This is a genomic window from Sporocytophaga myxococcoides (genome assembly GCF_000775915.1).
GTDB classification, from domain to species: domain Bacteria; phylum Bacteroidota; class Bacteroidia; order Cytophagales; family Cytophagaceae; genus Sporocytophaga; species Sporocytophaga myxococcoides_A.
The window spans coordinates 107238-125850 of record NZ_BBLT01000003.1 but is presented as its reverse complement, the minus strand read 5'-3'; the positions used below and the strand labels follow the sequence as shown (position 1 = coordinate 125850).

At 35.6% G+C, this 18613-nt stretch carries 14 protein-coding genes; 5 read left to right on the top strand and 9 right to left on the bottom strand.

Translation table 11 applies throughout. From position 1 onward, the window contains the following. Positions 1 to 256: 256 nt before the first annotated feature. Positions 257 to 1678: a TlpA family protein disulfide reductase gene (locus MYP_RS08400; protein ID WP_045461556.1), complete on the top strand. Its 1422-nt coding sequence runs from the start codon at positions 257 to 259 to the stop codon at positions 1676 to 1678. A 133-nt stretch (positions 1679 to 1811) separates the two neighbouring features. On the opposite strand, the gene MYP_RS08395 is transcribed toward MYP_RS08400, so the two are convergent. Beyond that, positions 1812 to 2456 carry a MarC family protein gene (locus tag MYP_RS08395; RefSeq protein ID WP_045461553.1) on the bottom strand — a complete coding sequence of 215 codons (645 nt, stop codon included), beginning with the start codon at positions 2454 to 2456 and terminating at the stop codon, positions 1812 to 1814. 148 nt (positions 2457 to 2604) lie between these two features. On the opposite strand from MYP_RS08395, the gene MYP_RS08390 reads away from it, so the two are divergent. Continuing rightward, on the top strand, positions 2605 to 3585 hold the full coding sequence (locus MYP_RS08390; RefSeq protein ID WP_045461550.1) for an HAD family hydrolase: 981 nt from the start codon (positions 2605 to 2607) through the stop codon (positions 3583 to 3585). Positions 3586 to 3641: 56 nt separating this feature from the next. On the opposite strand, the gene MYP_RS08385 is transcribed toward MYP_RS08390, so the two are convergent. The 4 genes from MYP_RS08385 to MYP_RS08370 all read right to left on the bottom strand — a co-directional run bounded on the left by MYP_RS08385 (position 3642) and on the right by MYP_RS08370 (position 5189). Continuing rightward, positions 3642 to 3839: a hypothetical protein gene (locus tag MYP_RS08385; protein ID WP_045461548.1), complete on the bottom strand. Its 198-nt coding sequence runs from the start codon at positions 3837 to 3839 to the stop codon at positions 3642 to 3644. Between the two features lie 139 nt (positions 3840 to 3978). Beyond that, positions 3979 to 4203, bottom strand: coding sequence for a hypothetical protein (locus MYP_RS08380; RefSeq protein WP_045461545.1), 225 nt, complete (start codon positions 4201 to 4203; stop codon positions 3979 to 3981). 23 nt (positions 4204 to 4226) lie between these two features. Continuing rightward, a complete protein-coding gene (locus MYP_RS08375) occupies positions 4227 to 4658 on the bottom strand; it encodes a hypothetical protein (RefSeq protein WP_045461542.1) in 432 nt (143 codons plus the stop codon). A gap of 186 nt (positions 4659 to 4844) precedes the next feature. Further along, positions 4845 to 5189, bottom strand: a complete 345-nt coding sequence (locus MYP_RS08370; protein ID WP_081990447.1) for a helix-turn-helix domain-containing protein — start codon at positions 5187 to 5189, stop codon at positions 4845 to 4847. A 412-nt stretch (positions 5190 to 5601) separates the two neighbouring features. Between MYP_RS08370 and MYP_RS08360 the strand changes: the two genes are divergently transcribed. Both MYP_RS08360 and MYP_RS08355 read left to right on the top strand, forming a co-directional pair. Further along, positions 5602 to 6444, top strand: coding sequence for a rhomboid family intramembrane serine protease (locus MYP_RS08360; RefSeq protein WP_045461533.1), 843 nt, complete (start codon positions 5602 to 5604; stop codon positions 6442 to 6444). 117 nt (positions 6445 to 6561) lie between these two features. Continuing rightward, complete coding sequence (locus MYP_RS08355) at positions 6562 to 7359, top strand: hypothetical protein (protein ID WP_045461530.1); 798 nt, start codon at positions 6562 to 6564, stop codon at positions 7357 to 7359. 80 nt (positions 7360 to 7439) lie between these two features. Here MYP_RS08355 and MYP_RS08350 read toward each other — a convergent pair whose 3' ends face one another. The 3 genes from MYP_RS08350 to MYP_RS25670 form a co-directional block, all read right to left on the bottom strand. Next, positions 7440 to 11201 (bottom strand): Ig-like domain-containing protein, encoded by a 3762-nt coding sequence (locus MYP_RS08350; protein WP_197060042.1) that lies wholly within the window; start codon positions 11199 to 11201, stop codon positions 7440 to 7442. 237 nt (positions 11202 to 11438) lie between these two features. Further along, entirely contained in the window at positions 11439 to 12878 is a 1440-nt protein-coding gene (locus MYP_RS08345) for a sensor histidine kinase (RefSeq protein ID WP_045461525.1), read from the bottom strand. Between the two features lie 399 nt (positions 12879 to 13277). After that, positions 13278 to 13460: a tail fiber protein gene (locus tag MYP_RS25670; RefSeq protein ID WP_262506749.1), complete on the bottom strand. Its 183-nt coding sequence runs from the start codon at positions 13458 to 13460 to the stop codon at positions 13278 to 13280. A gap of 506 nt (positions 13461 to 13966) precedes the next feature. On the opposite strand from MYP_RS25670, the gene MYP_RS08340 reads away from it, so the two are divergent. Then, positions 13967 to 14512, top strand: a complete 546-nt coding sequence (locus MYP_RS08340; protein ID WP_045461523.1) for an NADPH-dependent FMN reductase — start codon at positions 13967 to 13969, stop codon at positions 14510 to 14512. A gap of 2 nt (positions 14513 to 14514) precedes the next feature. Here the strand turns inward: MYP_RS08340 and MYP_RS24865 are convergent, their stop codons facing one another. Then, a complete protein-coding gene (locus MYP_RS24865) occupies positions 14515 to 18222 on the bottom strand; it encodes a PAS domain-containing sensor histidine kinase (protein ID WP_052430035.1) in 3708 nt (1235 codons plus the stop codon). Between the last annotated feature and the right edge of the window lie 391 nt (positions 18223 to 18613).

Genomic DNA, 18613 nt, shown 5'->3' with positions numbered 1-18613 from the left:
AAAGATCAATCTTCGATAACAGCAGGTCATTTTTAGTAACATTTTCACTTTTATTGATCTGACATTAAATGATACCAATGACTTAAGAAAAAAATACTAATAGCCTGTAAATGGGATTTATAATTTGCTATCTGGCATAAAAAATGTCATTTCAAATCCAAAACAATTCATAAAGATAGCGTTTAGGGAATAAACTCTTTTTTCGTAAAGCACTATTATTAATTTTGCGTTCAATAAATACTGATTTATATTAACTATGCGAGTTAGAAACACATTACTTTTATTGTTCTCCCTGTTCGTTGTCAATGCGTTTGCAGGTGGAACGCCGCCTGCTTATTCAATTAAGGTAAAAGTGAAGGGCATTAAAGATACCACATGCCTCCTTGCTTATCACTTCGGGGACAAACAATACCTTAAAGACACCGCAAAGGTTGATTCAAAAGGAAATTTTACTTTCGAAGGAACAACACCTCTCGAGGGCGGCATTTATCTTGTAGTACTTCCGGATAAAAGATATTTTGAAGTGCTCATCAACGAACAGAAATTCGCTATGGAAACCGATACTGCCGACTATGTAAAAAACATGAAAGTTACAGGATCCACGGAAAACACTCTGTTTTATGAATATCTGAAATATCTTAATCCGAAAGGAGAAGAAATGAATAAGCTTCAGAAAAGCCTTGCTGATGCTAAATCCAAGAAAGATTCTACGGATATTAAAGATAAAATGAAAGCAGTAAGCAAAGAGATAAATGATTACAGATTAAGTGTCATTAATAATAACCCAAAAACTTTTGTGGCAAAACTCTTTAAGGCAATGATGCCTGTAGAAGTTTCTCCTGCAGATGAAGCAGCGGCAAAAGCCAAAGGAGATTCCCTATTTACCTACAGATTCTATAAAGACCACTATTTTGATAACATCGATTTTTCTGATGACAGGATAACCAAAACTCCTGTTTACCATGAAAAACTAAAAGAGTATTTTGAACACCTTGTTTATCCTAATGTAGATTCCATCAATGCCGCTGCAGATAACCTTGTTAAAAAGTCAGAGGCAAACAAAGAGGTTTTTAAATACACAGTATGGTACATCACAACCAAACATGAAACATCTCAGCTGATGGGAGCCGATGCTGTATTTGTGCACATGGTCAATAAATACTACAAAACGGGAAAAGCTTATTGGGTTGACAAAGAAACACTTGCTAAAATTGTACAAAGAGCCCAGATTCTTGAGCCTCTTTTACTTGGCAAAAAAGCTCCTGATCTGATGCTGAAAGATTCAACAGGAACTTACCGCAGACTGCGCGATCAGAAATCAAAATACACTTTTGTATACTTCTGGGATCCAAACTGCGGTCACTGTCAGAAAACTACTCCTAAGCTTTACGAAGTATACCTGAAATATAAGGACAAAGGATTGTCTGTATATGCAGTAAATATTGACAGAAAACACAAAGACTGGGTAAACTTCATTCATAAAAATGATCTTGCCTGGACCAACGTTTATGACCCAGATCATACCATAAGCTTTAGAGATAGATATGATATCTATGCTACTCCTGTTCTTTATATTCTTAATGACAAGCAGGAGATTATTGCGAAGAGGGTTTCCTATGAACAGGCAGATGAAATCATTGCTAATTCAATTAAACATGATAAGGAGAAAAAGAAGTAACAATAATAAAATAATAATTGATTAAAGGGGCTACGACAGAAGCCCCTTTTTTATACTTAAAGCCCTTAAAAAATCCTCATACTCCTTTCATCATCTTACTTCATGATAGTTTTACATCCTAAAACAAATCCAATCACGGGAATAACTTGTGTAATGCATTTACCATAAATTGAACAGCAAGTGCCGCCTGAAGAATTGCCAGGAGCCATCCTATTATTGAAAATGCAGGCATACTAATTACCTTCATAATTTTTCGGGCAAAGATCATTGAAAGAATATTCAAAAATACGATAAGAAGGAGAGCAACTACTACCATAACATCCGCTTCAATTCCATTTTCAAATGCCAGACTTGCAGCGGCAATAATAGCTGCAACACCTATTGGAGAAATAATTAGAGGAACAGTCAGAGGAGAAAGAGCTTTCATTGATAATTCATTAGGTGAAAGGCTATGTGGTTCGTTTTCCATTTCAGTCCCTTGTCTAGCAGCGGCTTCGGGAGATTTAAAGGCCAGAATCATTCTTAAAGAAGAAATAAATAACAATATACTACCGGCCATAGTCACAGAAGGGATAGAAATTCTCCAAGCCTTCAGCATTTGGGTGACAACAAGCACCAACAATAGAATAATGATGAGCGAAAACCAGGTTCCTTTTAACGCAAGTTTCCTAAGAGTTTTTTCATCCAACCCTATTGTCATTCCATAGAATAAAGGTATGATTTTAAGAGGTCCTATTGTGATAAAAAAAATCGTGAACACGTACGAAAACTGCTCCATTGGAATTTTTATTTATCGGATAAAACAGGTCATAAAGGAAAATGTTACTTCCTTCTGATTGTGCCACCTCCATTGTAAATACCCGAACAATTAACATTCTAAATAGCTTCTCATAGTAGAATCTGAAATTCTATATAACATATAACAAATGAAAAACAGGGAGGCGGAACAAAACAAACAAGCAACTTTTAATAAAGGAAAATCAAGAGAAAAAGATCCGCTTCCCTCCTGGAACAATGGTCAGGCTAAACAAACAATAATAGAATTTATTAAAAAAGTAACAGATCCAGGAAATGCTCAATTTGTAGCAATGGAAGACAGAATAGCTGTATTTGACAATGATGGTACTCTTTGGACAGAGCAGCCATACTATTCTCAGATGGCTTTTTTGCTAGACCGTATAGATGACCTTGCATTGCAACATCCTAAGTGGAAAAAAGAGCAACCTTTTAAGGCTTTACTTCAACGAGATTTAAAAAATGCTCTTTCCGGAGGGCTAAAAGCGATTTCTGAAATGATTATGGCGACTCACGCCGGAATGACCACCTCTGATTTTGACAAGCTTATAAAAGCATGGATTTCAAAAGCTTTACACCCAAGGTTTGAAAAATTATATTCTGAATGTGTATTTCTTCCAATGCTGCAAGTGCTGGAATATTTTAAATCAAGCGGTTTTAGAAACTATATTGTTTCTGGCGGGGGAATCGATTTTATCAGGCCCTGGTCCAAGGCTATTTATGGCATACCTCCTTCCCAAGTCATTGGTAGCAGCATTAAAACACAATATAAAATAGTTGATGGACAACCACAGCTTTGGAGATTACCTGAGATAAACTTCATAGATGATGAAGAAGGTAAGCCTGTTGGCATTTTTGCAAATATCGGCCAACAACCAATAGCTGCATTCGGGAATTCTGATGGAGACATCCAAATGCTTGAATGGGTAACATCACGAGAACCTTCTTTAGGAATGATTATTAAACATGATGATGCACTAAGGGAATGGTCTTATACCAAAGACACATTGTTGGGAAAACTGGACCATGCCCTTGTAATGGCTTCAGATAAAAATTGGATTATCACCAGTATGAAAAATGACTGGAGAACTATATTCTCATTTATGGATTAAAATTAGTCTCCACTTCTAAATCCATAAAAACCTCATCTCTACTAAAAAATGTTACACTATTCTACCTTCACCTCCTTAATGATTTTTTTGAGTTGCGCATCAACATGAGCCTCCAACTCCTCAAAAGTCATTTGTCCCATTTCATGCAAAAGAATGGCATTCTCCAGGCTAAAGGCACATGCTTCAATATAAAGAATTTTTGTATGCAACCTTCTTATAAAAAGTTCATTCGTTTGATTGCGTTTTAAGTCCATAGCAAAAAGATTAAGAAAAAAGATAACACAATTAAAAACACTGTTCAACTATCAGAAAATTACAATGTAAACGATAAATCAAGTTTATTTATTTATCCAGAATAAAAAAAAATTTCCCCAGCTGATAAAAATTCACCTATTACAAATTAGAGGCTCCCAATATCCGCAAGCGCTCTTCCAGGACCTTAATCCGATCCTGGAGTATTATCATTTCAGCAGAAAGAGAATCTGCCAGAATCATTAAATTTTCTCCATGATCGAGGTCATCCATCTGAACATAAATCTTCCCTTTAATTTTTATAATCTCGACATTTTTCCTTGCAATATTCTCCCCCACTTCAGATGCTTTAATATTAATTTCCATAGCTGTCCTTATTTATATAGATCTCATCCCGATCCACTCTTTTCCTTTTCTAATAATTTCTGATAAAAATCCAGCAGTTCTTTAAGATCTTCGTTAGTAGATACCGCCATTTCCAAGGATTTTTTATAAACATTCAGAGTAAGCTCCTGATAACTAATTAAGGATCTGAGATTTTCAATTTCCATCTTTAGATATTCAGGCTTTTCTTTAATGTCTGTAACCTTATTATTATTTTTATACATTTCCCCTTCCTCAAACAATAACCAGTAAAGGTTAAGCTCAGGCACCTCTCGAACGACACTGATAAACTTGTCGACACCGTATTTCTTTCCCTTTATAATGTTATAAATCTGAGTTCCGGCAGTATCACTGGCCTTCCCTAATTCATTAATTTTCATCCTTTTCGTATCAAGAAATTGCTTCAGCCGTTTCCCAACGAGAGATAAATCAATCATTTTTTACTGGCGGTTAAATTATGATTAAATTATTTATTTACAACATGTTAAATCTATAAAAATAAAAGATATGAGTAAAGTTATATGTCAAAACTATTTTCACCCTAAAAAAGTAATGAGGAACTATGAAAAATATAAATATATGCTGACTTACAGATAATTATACCTAAAAACAAGATCTGATATCTAAATATTTTTTTTTAAAGCTTCAATCAAGTCTTTTTGAAGGTTCATAATTTCTCTATCCTTTTCTTCAATTAGCTTTTTACAAATACTAGGAATAACCGTCGGACTTGACCCATACAAAAGAACTTCTACAACATCCATTTCATAGAAAGCTGCAAGCTTTTCTAACTTGGAAAGTGTTATATCGGTTAATCCTCTTTCTAATTTTGAATAGGTAGAAAGTGAAATCTCTATTTCAAAAGCCAGAGCATCCTGACTGATTCCCTTTGAAATTCTGAGTGATTTTAAAATGTTACCAAGATCCTTCATGATACAGGGTAAATCTAAATGTAAAAATAACCACATGTAAAGTCCATTTTAACAAAAAACAAGTATTATTATACTTGAAATATGTAAAATTGTACCTATATTTAAACTTTTTAAACTCAAAATGCTATGGAGAAAAACAAAGAAACCAATTATATCTACTTACGAAGATTACATACAAAAATTCTCTACCTTGAGGCTTGTACCTTTAGTCTGGAAAACGCTATTCTACTATATGAAATGAATCAAATAGATTTTGTTGAGCTCCAAAAGATAACGAATAGCCAATTTGAAAAAATAAAAAAGGAAATTACTGATTTTTAAAAGTTCTCCTCTTAAAAATTCCCAAATTTTTGATCTATGGAGTAAGGAGGTTATTGGCACAACTATTCGCGATTTTCCTTGAAATTCCTTATTTTTATAAAGGTGCTTTATTAACCGAAAATCAAAAATGGGCGCGTTTTCAACCAACACAGCACTACTATTTAGTGTTATTATAATGTTTCTCACGGTATATTTTTCTTACCGGGGATTTAAGCAGAAGGATTTTTTTGAGAAATACCTTTTTAGAGTTGACAACATCCTAATTTACAAGGACTACAAAAGGTTGTTTTCATCTGGCTTCCTTCATGCAAACTGGTTCCACCTGATTATTAACACTTACGCTTTCTTTTCTTTTTCAGAAGCATTAGAGAGCCAAATGGGATCAGGACAATTCCTTACGATTTACTTTTTGAGTCTTCTCGGTGGAAATTTGTTTGCCCTCTTTATTCATAGAAACCATGGAGATTATAGTGCCATCGGTGCATCAGGAGCAATATGCGGATTAATCTTCGCCTCCGTTGCTATTTTCCCGGGTATCTCAATTGGTTTGATATTTATACCAGCACAAATCCCAGGTTGGTTATTTGCGTTGAGTTTTGTGGCTATTTCCATTTATGGAATAAAATCCAATGCGGGAAATATCGGTCATGATGCCCATCTGGGTGGTGCTCTCACAGGAATTCTGGTTGCAATAGCAATGAATCCTGAGATCATTTTCTACAATTACATACCTATTCTGTGCCTTCTTGCGCCTACAGTCACATTCTTATATTTTATACTGGCAATGCCTGAAATCCTTTTGATTAATTCTTCTTTTACCTCCGGAAAGACGCATATGACAAAGGATGAAGAATACAATCTCAGGAAATTTAACAAGCAAAAAGACATTGACAGGATTCTTGATAAAATTAACGAAAAGGGGATAGACAGCCTTACCACCAAGGAAAAGGAATTGCTTGATGAATTCTGATTCCTGATTTTTAAATTTTATCTGCTTTTCTTAATTTTTTAAAGCAAAAGTGCTTCTAACATCCAAATTGGTTCTTTTATCAAAAACAGGTATTTTTAAAGAATTAAACTATAATCCATGAAAAAAAATATTTCATATTTATCCATTTCCGCAATGGCATTTTTGCTGTGCTTTGCTTCTTGTAAGAAGGATAAAGATTCTGATGTTACACCAGCAAACCCATGTAAAGTAGCAGAGGTTAAAGGAGCTAATGATCAGTTATTGTCAACAAGTGAATATTCCTCAGATGGGAAAATCACTAAGCTGACAGACAATACATCTGGTGTATATACAACATATGATTACGACAGTGCCTATGTCAGAACCTACACCTTTGGGCCTAATGGATTGCAAGGTACTTCTAAAATCGAAGTAAATAAGAATGGATATGCTGCAAAAAGCTTTAACAAAACAATAGGTAGCGACTCCATTATTTATGACTCTGTTTACTACCAATATAACAACGATGGCTATCTAACCAAAAAGACCATTTACACTTATATTTATAATACCTTAGGGGAAGTTCTTTCCAAAGATGCCTATGTAACTACTTATGAAGTTTCCGGAGGAAATGTATTACAAAGCACCTATTTTAAATTGGGTGAATCGATGATGCTTTATATATCGAAGTACGACTATGACACAAGTGTAGAAAACAAATCTGGAATAGACATTACTGGATCTAAGCCGAATCCTATCCCAACGGGCAAGAGCACAAAGAATCCTGTCACCAAAGTTACTTATCCGTTTGGTTTATCAGATGAAATAAGCTACAGCTATGATGATAAAGGAAACGTTACAGAAGTCAGGACAAAACATAATACACTTCTCGGATCCACTGAAAGCACTTCTAAAGTTTCTTATATCTGTCAATAAAAAACATAATCTTTTTTATATAAAAAAGAAGAGGCTGTCCTTTTGAGACAGCCTCCTTCTTTTTATAGCTTAAAGATTCCTTATCTTTTTATAAACCTCTTAGTTATTAATCCCTCTGAAGTACTTAATTTCATCAAATACTGCCCACCACTTAGATTTTCAATGTTTATTTCAATTGTCTCCTGAGTTGAATACCCGTTATAAACTTTTTGCCCAAGAACATCAAAGACTTCAACCTGTCTGATTTCTGAAGCTGCATTTTCAAAGCGAACAGTTATCATATTCTCAGCCGGTACAGGAAATACTTGTAATTGAGCAAAAGCAAGTTTCGAATTTATTCCTGTAACTATGATATCCGCAAGCACAGACATTTCACCTTCGCAGCCATCAACTATTGTTTTAACTCCATAAAATCCGGTTTTCGTAGCTAATAAGGTATTGCTCACTTCACCTTCAACAGGTTGATTATTAAAATACCATTGGTTTCCGTCCTCATCACTGGAGCTCAACAAAACCGTGCCATCCTCAAATGCCGTCTGGAAGATTTGTGGCTGACCCGGAATTACACAGAAGGACCGTATTACCGGAGTTGCAGGAGCAAATTCATCATTGCCTTCTTGTTTAGCTTTAATTTTTGCCAATCCCGGCTCAACAATGTGAACCTTGTCACCTTCTACTATTATATTAGATGATAATGCTTCAAATGTTACCAGCAACTGGGCATTTGAATTTGCCACTATTGTAAAATCATTACTGTTGATAGATTTATCCGGTATAGGATCAAATGTGATGTATTGAATCTCCCTGTCTACATATACTTTAAAATCACTAAATGTAAAAGCACCATCAGTATCTGTAGCTTTAATAGTAACATCCGCATTCCCGGAACCAAGGCAGATTAAAGTAATAATCTTACCATCAATTGACACATCAACAACACTTCTATCTGACGATTCGACTTCAACAGAAAGGTCGAAAAGAGCGTCAACATCATCAGTCAAAACAGTATCCAGATCTATCCTGTAAACAGTCCCGAATATTCCAGATAACGCATCAATGGAAGTAAATTCAGGCTTCATATTTGTCCTTTGAATCACAAAAAGTCCGAAAGGATTCACCAAACCATCCTCTGTAACAATAACTGACTTTGCTCCATTTAAGTCATACCGTAATATTGATTTATCGCCCTGACTTATCACATAGAACAACTCTTTTTGTTGCTGAAAATCTATTCCGGCAGGCCAGTTAAGATCTCCTGTAGCAGAAATATGTTCTTTACTTCCATCCAAAAGGTTTAGTGTAAAGACCTCATCTGTTCCCGAAGCAAGGCTACCTCCATCGGCAACATAGATGTTCTCCTGATCCTTCAAAGCAATATCCAACGGTAGCAAGACATCATTACCAGTGCTGATATTTACGACAAAATTGTTAGGTGATATTTTCAGTATAGAGCTTGGCGCACCAAAAAACACTCCAGCATTTCCTACTACCAGGTCTCCATTTCTCAATAGTAATATTCCGCTTGCAAACTGCAGATCTCCGCCCTGGTAAACAGACTCAACAAAACCTGTTGCTGTATCAATTCTGACTACCCCATTAGTGCCGTCAGCCATGATCAAATTACCAGCTTTATCCATAACCATTGCAGGTGCCAAAGGATCGGAAGGAAGCATGCTGAAACGATTAACATCCACCAACAATGTCTGCAATCCAGTTTCTATGTCTATTTTAACAAGGCCTGATTCTGCATCCAGCACAAACAAACTTGTTCCATTTTTATAATAAGCATTTCTGGCATTTTTAATGTATTCTCCGGAAGCTACTATGCTATCCTGAGAAGTCGAGGGATCCACAATTCTAATTTTATCTCCGTCAGCTATCAGCACATCACCTTCGTCTAAGGAGGGTTTTATGTGAATATAATAAGGCATTACCGGCGACTCATTTCCGGCATTATCAATAACTTTGAAAGAAAATATCTCGGTTCCGAATTTTCCGGTACCAGGCTTATAAGTAAAAGATCCATCTCCTTCCATCTCCACATTACCTTTTGAACCATTAGAAATTAAATGAAAAGTTAAGTTCTCACCCTCTGCATCAGAAGCTGAAAGATTCCCTGACACCTCAACATTTTCTCTTGTAGTAATATGTTCAGATTTTGCAATCGGAGCAGAATTAATAAGATTAATCAAAACTCCACTCACATTACTGAATCCGGATCCATCATGTACTCTGAAAGTAAAAAGGTCTGTTGCAGAACCAGTGGAAGCAGAAATATAAATAAAGCTACCATTTTCCTTTAGGTCAACAGATCCAAGCAAAGGCTGATCAACTATTTCAAATGTCAGATTGTCTTGCTCCTCATCAGTAGCCACCAACTGGCCTGAATAACTTCCTTTGTAAGATATATAAATTGTATCTGCTTTTGCTATTGGCAAGTCGTTAACGGGCTCGATATCTATTTTAAAAGTAAATAATGAAGAACCATTATCTGATGCGACCGAATTCTTACCATCTTTTACAATAAAATTAAACGCATCTTCAAAAACAGCGCCTCCTCCATTATGGACAAAACTTAAATTTCCATCTTCCAGATCTTTTAAAGTAAAGGAATCTGATTTTTTAAGGGTATCACTTTTTAGAACAAGGTATCCCGTCCCGTTTTTAACAGGATTATCAGTTGTGAGAGCTGGGTCAAAAGAAAAGGTGACTGATTCGGATGAAGATTCATCAGAGATATTCAGGAGCTCTGAATTTATAATTTCTTTTCCTCCTTCATTAAGCACAAGTCCTATATTTGTTTCAACTACAGGAGGAAGATTATACCAATAAAAGCCATGATTTCCCAGGTAATATGCCGATGTTGGATCTGCAGGTATTGCTTGTGTCTCATAAAACTCCTGGAACGGCATATAGTCAGCATCAGGAGATAAAGATGCTTCTACCAGAAGGTTGGCTTCAAGCTTATCAATTTCAGAAGAAAATTTAACAAGACCACCAATCTGAGAAGGCAAGCCTAGCATATCTGGATTAATCAAAGGATAAACAGAACCATCTCCTTTCAAAGCTTGTAACGTTGCTCTAGTATAAACTATAGGAGAACTTCCGTCGATAGCATCAATCAGGATTGACCTCCCTTTCCAAACAAGAATACCGTTTTCCAAACTGCTTTCACCCGGCGAGAACTTCATTACCTCATCATCAGATACACTGAAACCATCATAAGTGAGGCTCAGAGACAGGGACCCTTGAGAATCTACAACTGGCCCCCAATAAGTGTTTGTCTTTCCTGAAATTTTAACATTTTCAATATTAACAGAAACGCCTCCGGCGTAACCAGCATCACCGCTGGATTGTATGTTGGCATTACCTGGCCACTGATTCAGGGAGCTATAGAGCAAGTTTCCAGGCCCCGTTAGATTAAGTATAAAAGTTTCATTGTCCTGATCGTTGGAAGCAATAAATATCCGAGCTGTATTTACATCGCTTGATGATGGAAAATAAGATATTGAAAATACTGAAGAATCACCTGGTTTTACTATAGTTGCAGATGGCTCATCATTCAGAAAGAAATCAACCACCTTATTAAATCTCACCAAAGGTTCTCCTGTCAATTGAAGATCTGCATTTCCAGCATTTTTTATCACGAAACTCAGTGAAGGAGTTGTTTCTGCTGCAGGGGGGAAAGCTACAGTGCTGTTATGTGAATGCAAAACCGATCCTTGCCAGATTTCAATTTTCTGGGCATGGGAATTGCCGGAAAAGCAGAAAAACGAAGTGGCTAAAAATATTCCTGATGAAATTTTAGAGAATAATGAATTTATTGGGTAGTTATCGCGCATACCTGTATGATTTAACATTACAAGACCTGGTGTTCAATTGACTTTCAACGAAATTACGAAAATGCAGTGTCCTGAAGTGTATATGAAAATTTGTACTATTCTTACTTTTTACGAGACAAAACGAAGCATGGTTTTGATAAACAGGTCATAACCGCTTCCTTAACCTGCAGACCATTTAGATAATAAAATTCCTGCAAAACCAATTTTATAAAATGAAAATAAATTCCTTACCTGGTTCTAATTTAATCGATTTTTTAAAATAACCTTAACTATAGTTCCAAACTTTCTGGAACTATCAGCTATAATCTCACCCTGCAGTTTCTCTACAATAAGTTTGAGTATATACAAGCCAAGTCCTGTTCCTGAAGCGTCCGGATGAAATCTCTTAAAAGGTTTAAACAGATCATCACCGTAACTATCCAGATCCATACCGGAGCCATTATCACGTACTTCTATAACTATATTGTCCCCTTGTCTGTAAGTCCTGACGAAAATCTCCAGCTGACGATCTGGTTTTCTGAACTGAATAGCATTTGTAATCAGTTCATTTAGCACATAATATATTTTTTCCTGAACCGAGTATATTTCAGGCGCATCCTTAAAGTCTTCAGAAATCTTTACATCATAGTCCCTAATTTTGGGCTTCAGATGATTTATAACTTTTTCAAACTCCTCTCTGAAATACACCAGGTCTCTTGTCTGATAACTTTCCTGCTGAATATCTGCAATATTATTAAGATCATAAATAATATTATCCAAAGCAAGGACCGATTGCTCCAGCTTTTTAAGGTACTCCCGTATCTCCGTCTGATTTCTTGTAATTCTAATCAGGTTTAACAGACCTAGCACACTGGCAACAGGACCACGGATTTTATGTGAAAGCGTATAAGAGTATTCCAATAATTCCTGGTTGTATCTGAAAAGTTCTTCCGTAACCTTCGAAAGATCTTTATCTCTTTCACTCAGTAACTTTTCAAGAATATAATTTTTACTTTCCAAATCGACCTTCTGAGCCTGAACAATTTCGGTTTTCCCCCTTAATGAATGTACCAGAAGGTGATTCTTCCTTTCAAATGATTCAATGTTCTTTTTAAAAAAACCAAAGCTACCAATCAGAAAGGAATAAAATAGAAAATATACAACGTTGGCAAAATAATACTTGTCATCCTGAAAGCCCATCTGATAATAATCCACTCCAAATAGATAATGTATAGGATCAAATAAAATCAGAGTTAAAAAACCAAAGATCATACTGCTAATCAAGGCCACTCTTTCCTCTAACTGATAAATTGCAAGAGGTATAATACATAACAATAACAAAGCAGTTCGCGGAAGAAAAAAATAAGCATCGTGAATAGCGGTACCAGATTTTTTATCTGCTATAGTCATAACAAGCATTCCTGAACAGTTTGCTACTGTAAGCAAAAATTTTGAAGCCTTGATATATCCATATTTTGACAAGAAAAGAGTAAAAATATTTGACAGTACCATTGACATAAAAATTGTTACAACAAGTGCACTTGACCGGTAGATAAAAAAATCAAGCATTATAAATGTGCTCAAAAGGATAGCAACACACAAAGCAATACTATTGGCAATGATAATATTTCTATTTTCCCAGGTTTTGAAGCCCGGAGATGTTCCATAAATACTTAATCTTTTAAAAAATTTAAACATAGTTATTATCTCATTGCCTTTTATCCATAGAAATTTATATATAATTTATAATCATATCTTCGATCACTATGGCTTCAATAGTCACAGATTCAGTCCTCCCTCCTGAATAGTGGTTTTCATTATCACTGACAAACCAGCCAAGCATTACTAATAGAACCTATCAAACTGTTAAAAGAAGTAATAATGGAAGCATATGACTTCCATGATAAAAATCTTTAAGCCTGACAAAATCCTGCAAAGATTAATATGCGCAGATGAATTTGTTTTTTGTAATAAGCATAAATACTTTAAACACAAATGCGGCAATTGGTAGCAATTGCCGCATTTATCGAATTGTAAATTCAAAATTAAAAGTTTAGTTCAAAGAGCCTTTTTTTGTATAGATTTCTAAATATAGTTTCACGTACCTCCTGTCTGTCCTTTGGTATAGGAGCTAAGCCCTAACCCTTTCACAGCATATATCGGTACTCTTCCCCTAAGATCAGGTAATGCAAAAGCAGTTTTTCCATCTCCACGATACATTGTTCCCAAAATTGCAGCATTTGCGGTATACCAAGGATAAGAAACCTGTGAAAGCTTGATGAAGGGCTCCTTCAGTTATAATTAAATCATCTTTACCAATTGCAGGTAGAGCAATCTCGCCCGCTAAATAACCTCTTCTGTTAATAACATATGTAGAAACTGACTGGCCACAACAAATGTAAGATATCAATGAAAATGTTATAGCATATATAAATTCCATATTATAGACATCTTTTCTTAGTATATTTTAAACATTCAAATAATTGATAGAAAAGCCTTTAAGTATCAGGGTCAGGAAATCCAGCTAATGATTAAAAAGAATTAAGTGACTGACAATGATTCAAATATAAACCTTACAAGTTTAAAAAGCAAAACGATGGAATCAGGTGTAAATTCATAATCAATATATAACAGCTGATTAATGTTCAGGACCAACTTTAATGAATGAAATAAGCCAAAACTATCAGGTAATTTTACTCTAAAAATTGATACAATTTTGCATAAAAATCAACATTTGGTCTGAACATATTACCTAAATTGGCAGTAAATTAAATAAGCAGCAGCAAATGAAAAATTTCTTGGCAATATCCGGAAGCTTGAAATCAACCTCGACAAACACCTCTATACTAAGGTTTATGGCAAAGCTAGCAAGTCCATCAATTAAAATAGATTTGTTTTCAGCACTGGACGACCTACCTCATTTCAGTCCGGAAAGGGATTCGGGCAAAACACCAGAGGCTGTGGAGAAACTACGCAAGTTGATTAAAAATGCAAACGGGATAATATTCTGTACTCCTGAATATGCATTTAACCTTCCCGGAGTTCTTAAAAATGCATTGGACTGGTGTGTTTCTTCTGGTGAATTCAATGAAAAACCAGTACTGACTTTAAGCGCTTCACCTCTAAATACAGGAGGTGAAAAAGCTCTTGCATCCCTTCAAATGTCATTAACGGCCTTAGGAGTCAAACAGATTGGCTCATTTAGCATAGCTAATGTAAATTCAAAGCTTGACTCCAACAAAAAAATTATTGACAAAGAAACCATAACTATCCTTGAAAATTTATTGGTAAAATTGTCTGATTATATCGAAAATTATACTCCGGAATATTAAAATCATTTCAGGAAAACTTTGAAGGTTGTACCTTCATCAACTTTGCTTTCAAGCTCTATTTTTCCGCCAGCATTGGTAACAATTCTTTTAACGATGTATAATCCGACACCAGAACCTTCTTCATGGGCATGAAGGCGCTTAAACATAGAAAAAACCTTCTCTTTATTTGTGTCCGAAATTCCAAGCCCATTATCTTTTACTGTTAATACTGTCCAATCTTCTTCTTGCTCTGTTTTAACTTCTACGACAGGTTTTCTATCTGGATGTCTGTATTTTAAAGCATTGCTTATAAGATTATAAAAAATACTTCTCATACTTTTTCTTGAAAACTTTATTGAAGGGACAGAAAAATCAAGGTCAAAGGTTGCCTGAGTAGCATTCACAAGATCATAGATAGAAGTTACTACATCCTCAAAAATCCGTTCAAACACTACATATTCTTTATCTTCCTCTGCGCTCTTCTGGGCTCTTGTTATTTCAGTCAGGTCATGAATGGTCCTTTTAAATCTTAGAATAGATTTATCCATCATCTCAAAGAGCTGAACAATCTCCTCATCTTTGCAATGCTCCGGATCAAGCGTATCGTTGATTGTCAGCAACAAACCTTCTATATTCGATATAGGAGCTTTAAGATCGTGAGAAGCTGTATATATGAAATTATCCAGGTCAAGATTTATCTTTGATAATTCTTCATTTTTGATCCGGAGATTTTCTTCTATAAGCTTTCTTTCATTAATATCAGTGAATGTCCCAAACCATTTCTTAATCTCCCCATCACCTTTAAGTGGCAATGCCCTGGCTAAATGCCATTCAAAGTTACCATTGTGTTTTCTCAGTCTGCATTCTATTTCAAACATCTCTCCGGACTTCACACACTCATTAAGTTTAGATATAGACGGCCCCTTATCCTTATCATAAACAGCATTTATCCAGCTCCATTTTTGGTCTTTATCAAATTCTAAGCCTGTATAATTGTACCAGTTTTGATTATAATATTCTATACACCCATTGGCATCAGAGGCCCAGAATAATTGAGGTACCGTTTCAGCAAGAAAGCGGTATTGTTCTTCGCTCGCTTTCATCTCTCTCTCTGCAACTTTCGCTGCTGTAATATCAATCTGAGTGGACCAGGCTCTGACAAGTTTTCCTTTCGCAACAATTCCCAGCACATTGCTTGAATAATATTTTTTACTTTCATTCGGTCCACTTCCATATGTCAATAAGTTTTCCAGCTTATAACCGGAATCGACAAACCTTCTAAAGATCTTAACGATCTTCTCATCATTTGTATCAAACAGCTCTTTAATAGTACGGCCAGTAAGTTTTGAGGAAGATGCATAGCCATACATATGAGCCATTCTCTCATTGCATTCTGCAACATAGCCATAATCCAGAATTTTTTGCACCTGCTCTTCACTTGAGAGAGCAACATCTATATCATTAATAATGTGAAGTTCAAACCTCCATATACCTTCCTGACTTTGTGCAACAAATGCTCTGTACTTCTCTTCACTTTCTTCAAGCTCTGCTGTCCTTTCTTTAACTCTTTTCTCCAATTCAGTATTGATACTCCTGAGTTTACTCTGGGCCTTGTCAAGCTTATCATAAGCATTCGTCAGCTCGTCATTCTTTATCTTTAAGGTTTCCTCTGTTCGTTTGATTTCTGTAATATCCAAAATTGAGCCTACAACCCTGGCTCCTTGTCCACTCTCATCTTTATATATTTTGGCTCTGGATATCAGGTTTTGAGTTTTTTCTCCGACATTGATCCTGAAATCAACATCTATCATCTTATTATCAAGGACAGCCTCCTCTACAAGTTTAAACATCTTCCGAGCGTCATCTTCTGGTATCAAATCCTGAATTTCCTCCAACCTCACTGTTCCGTTATTTCCGTTTAATCCAAATATTTTAAAAAACTCCTGCGTTCCCTGAACAATATTTGTTTTCATATTCCAATCAAAGCTTCCGACATGGCCGATTTTTTGTGCCTCAACCAACTGTGCTTCACTATATTTTAGCGCTTCTTCTGCTTCAACCCTATCTGTAATATCTTGAGTAACCCCTAAAATCTGAAAGGGCATCCCTTTTTCATCCCTTGCAAAAATTGTATCCATACTGATGAACCAGCTCCATTTCCCTCTTGCGTCCTTCATTCTATAGACAAGTTTTCTTATCTCACCTTCTTTCGCATTCACAAAATCATTGAAATACCTGGTTATCTTCGGCAAATCATCAGGATGCAGAAAAGTGGTCAACACATTGGTGCCAAGGTCCTTCAACCCCTCCGGAGAATAGCCCAATACGTCACCCACTGTACGGTTTGCATAGACATTTTTTTGCTCCCTGATGTCATATATATAAAGAATGTTGGGAATAGTTTCAGCGACCTTTTGAATGAAATTAGCATTCTGCTTTAGAGTCTCTTCTGCGCTTTTAAGATCATTAATGTCTGAAGCAGTAAATAAAATTTGTGTAACCTCGCCATTCCCATTCCTTTTAAAAACAATAGACCTGGAATAATACCATCTCCAGTTTCCGGCCTTATCCTTTATCCTGAACTCCATTATACTTTCTTCATTCTCCTTAATAGATCTATAACTTTTACTCCTATTAATGACAGTTTTAAGATCATCAGGATGAATTATTTCCAACAAATGGTTATAACCATTTTTCTTTACATCAACTTCTTTTATGGCAAGGTTTTCAAAAATATTCTCATTATAATAAATAAGCTCATTATCTTCGACTCTGATAACAAGTATAATTATTGGGGCTAATTTGGCTATCTGTTCTAACAGCTCCTGACTTTGCCTTAATAGCCCCTCTGTCTCTCTGAGGTGAGTGATATCCTGTGTAATTCCTTTTAACAATTTTACTTTGCCATCCTTATCTTTTTCCGGCACAGCATAAGTTCTTACGATTCTATGTTGCCCATCAGGTCGTATGATCTCATATTCATGAGTATAAGAAGTCCCAAACTCCAGAGCATTATGAATGTTTTCTTGTATTCTCTCTGAAGCTTCTTTTGTCATTAGCGGAAAGATATCATCTAAGCCCATCGAAGATTTATAAGACAACCCGAACATTCTGAAAAGCTCATCAGACCAAGAGTAAACACCTGTAGAAAGATCAAACTCCCAATTACCAAGTTCGGCCATTCTTTGTGACTCTTCAAGCCGCTTTTCTTTAACCAGGAGTTTTTGCTCCGTTTCTTTTTGCGACTTGATAATTCTTTCGGATTCTTCTTTCTGAATATCAGTATATGCCTCAATCGCCCTTTTTTCATGTACCGTATAAAAGTCAACTATCTCATTAATAATTTTCAAGGCAAGATCAAGGTCATGAGTGTAATAAGGGAGAAATTTCAACAAGGCTTTTTTTCGTGCGCCATAATCAACAGCAATATCCATAGCAGTTACTTGTAATCTGGAAAGTTCCTGAAGCTGATCCGACTTCCAATCAGATATCCCTCTTTCTATGTCTTCGTTTCCTCTACCTTCCATCATATGCCTAAGGAATACTGTAAGACGCTTTTCTATAATCTTTAAAAATTCTTCATCCGTTAAATGGTTCAACCATTTCAGCAATGGCTGTTCCAACTCCCTCTTAATAACCAATTCCTGCTTGGCAAGGTCGGTGAGGTGGTTCTGAAATAAAAAATGAGCATAATCTTTAAGATAAAGAATTTCTACACCTGCCTTATTCATTAAATCAAAAACAATCTGTCCATTTGAAAAGATATATCGACTCAAAAACCGGGCAATTTTGATTATGTTTAAAATAGTTTATGACCTTGATTGAGTCATGACGAGCTTGAGCAAAAGGGTTTCCCGTATTCTTAAATGAAAAGAAAACTTTTATTCTCTCCTTAGAGGTTTGGTCTAATTTTGTCTTTTAAAAATTTTCTATGTACACAAATCATTCCTTCATAAAAATGAATAATTCTAAGGCTGACTGTTCTTCAGAGACTTACCAAACAATTGTTATCCAGCACCTTCATCTCCATGACAGAAAAACTTGTTAATAACTCTGGCTTTTTCAATGAAATCACTTTTCAATTTTTTAGTATCTTTAAAATCCTGAAATTTTAAACTAGCG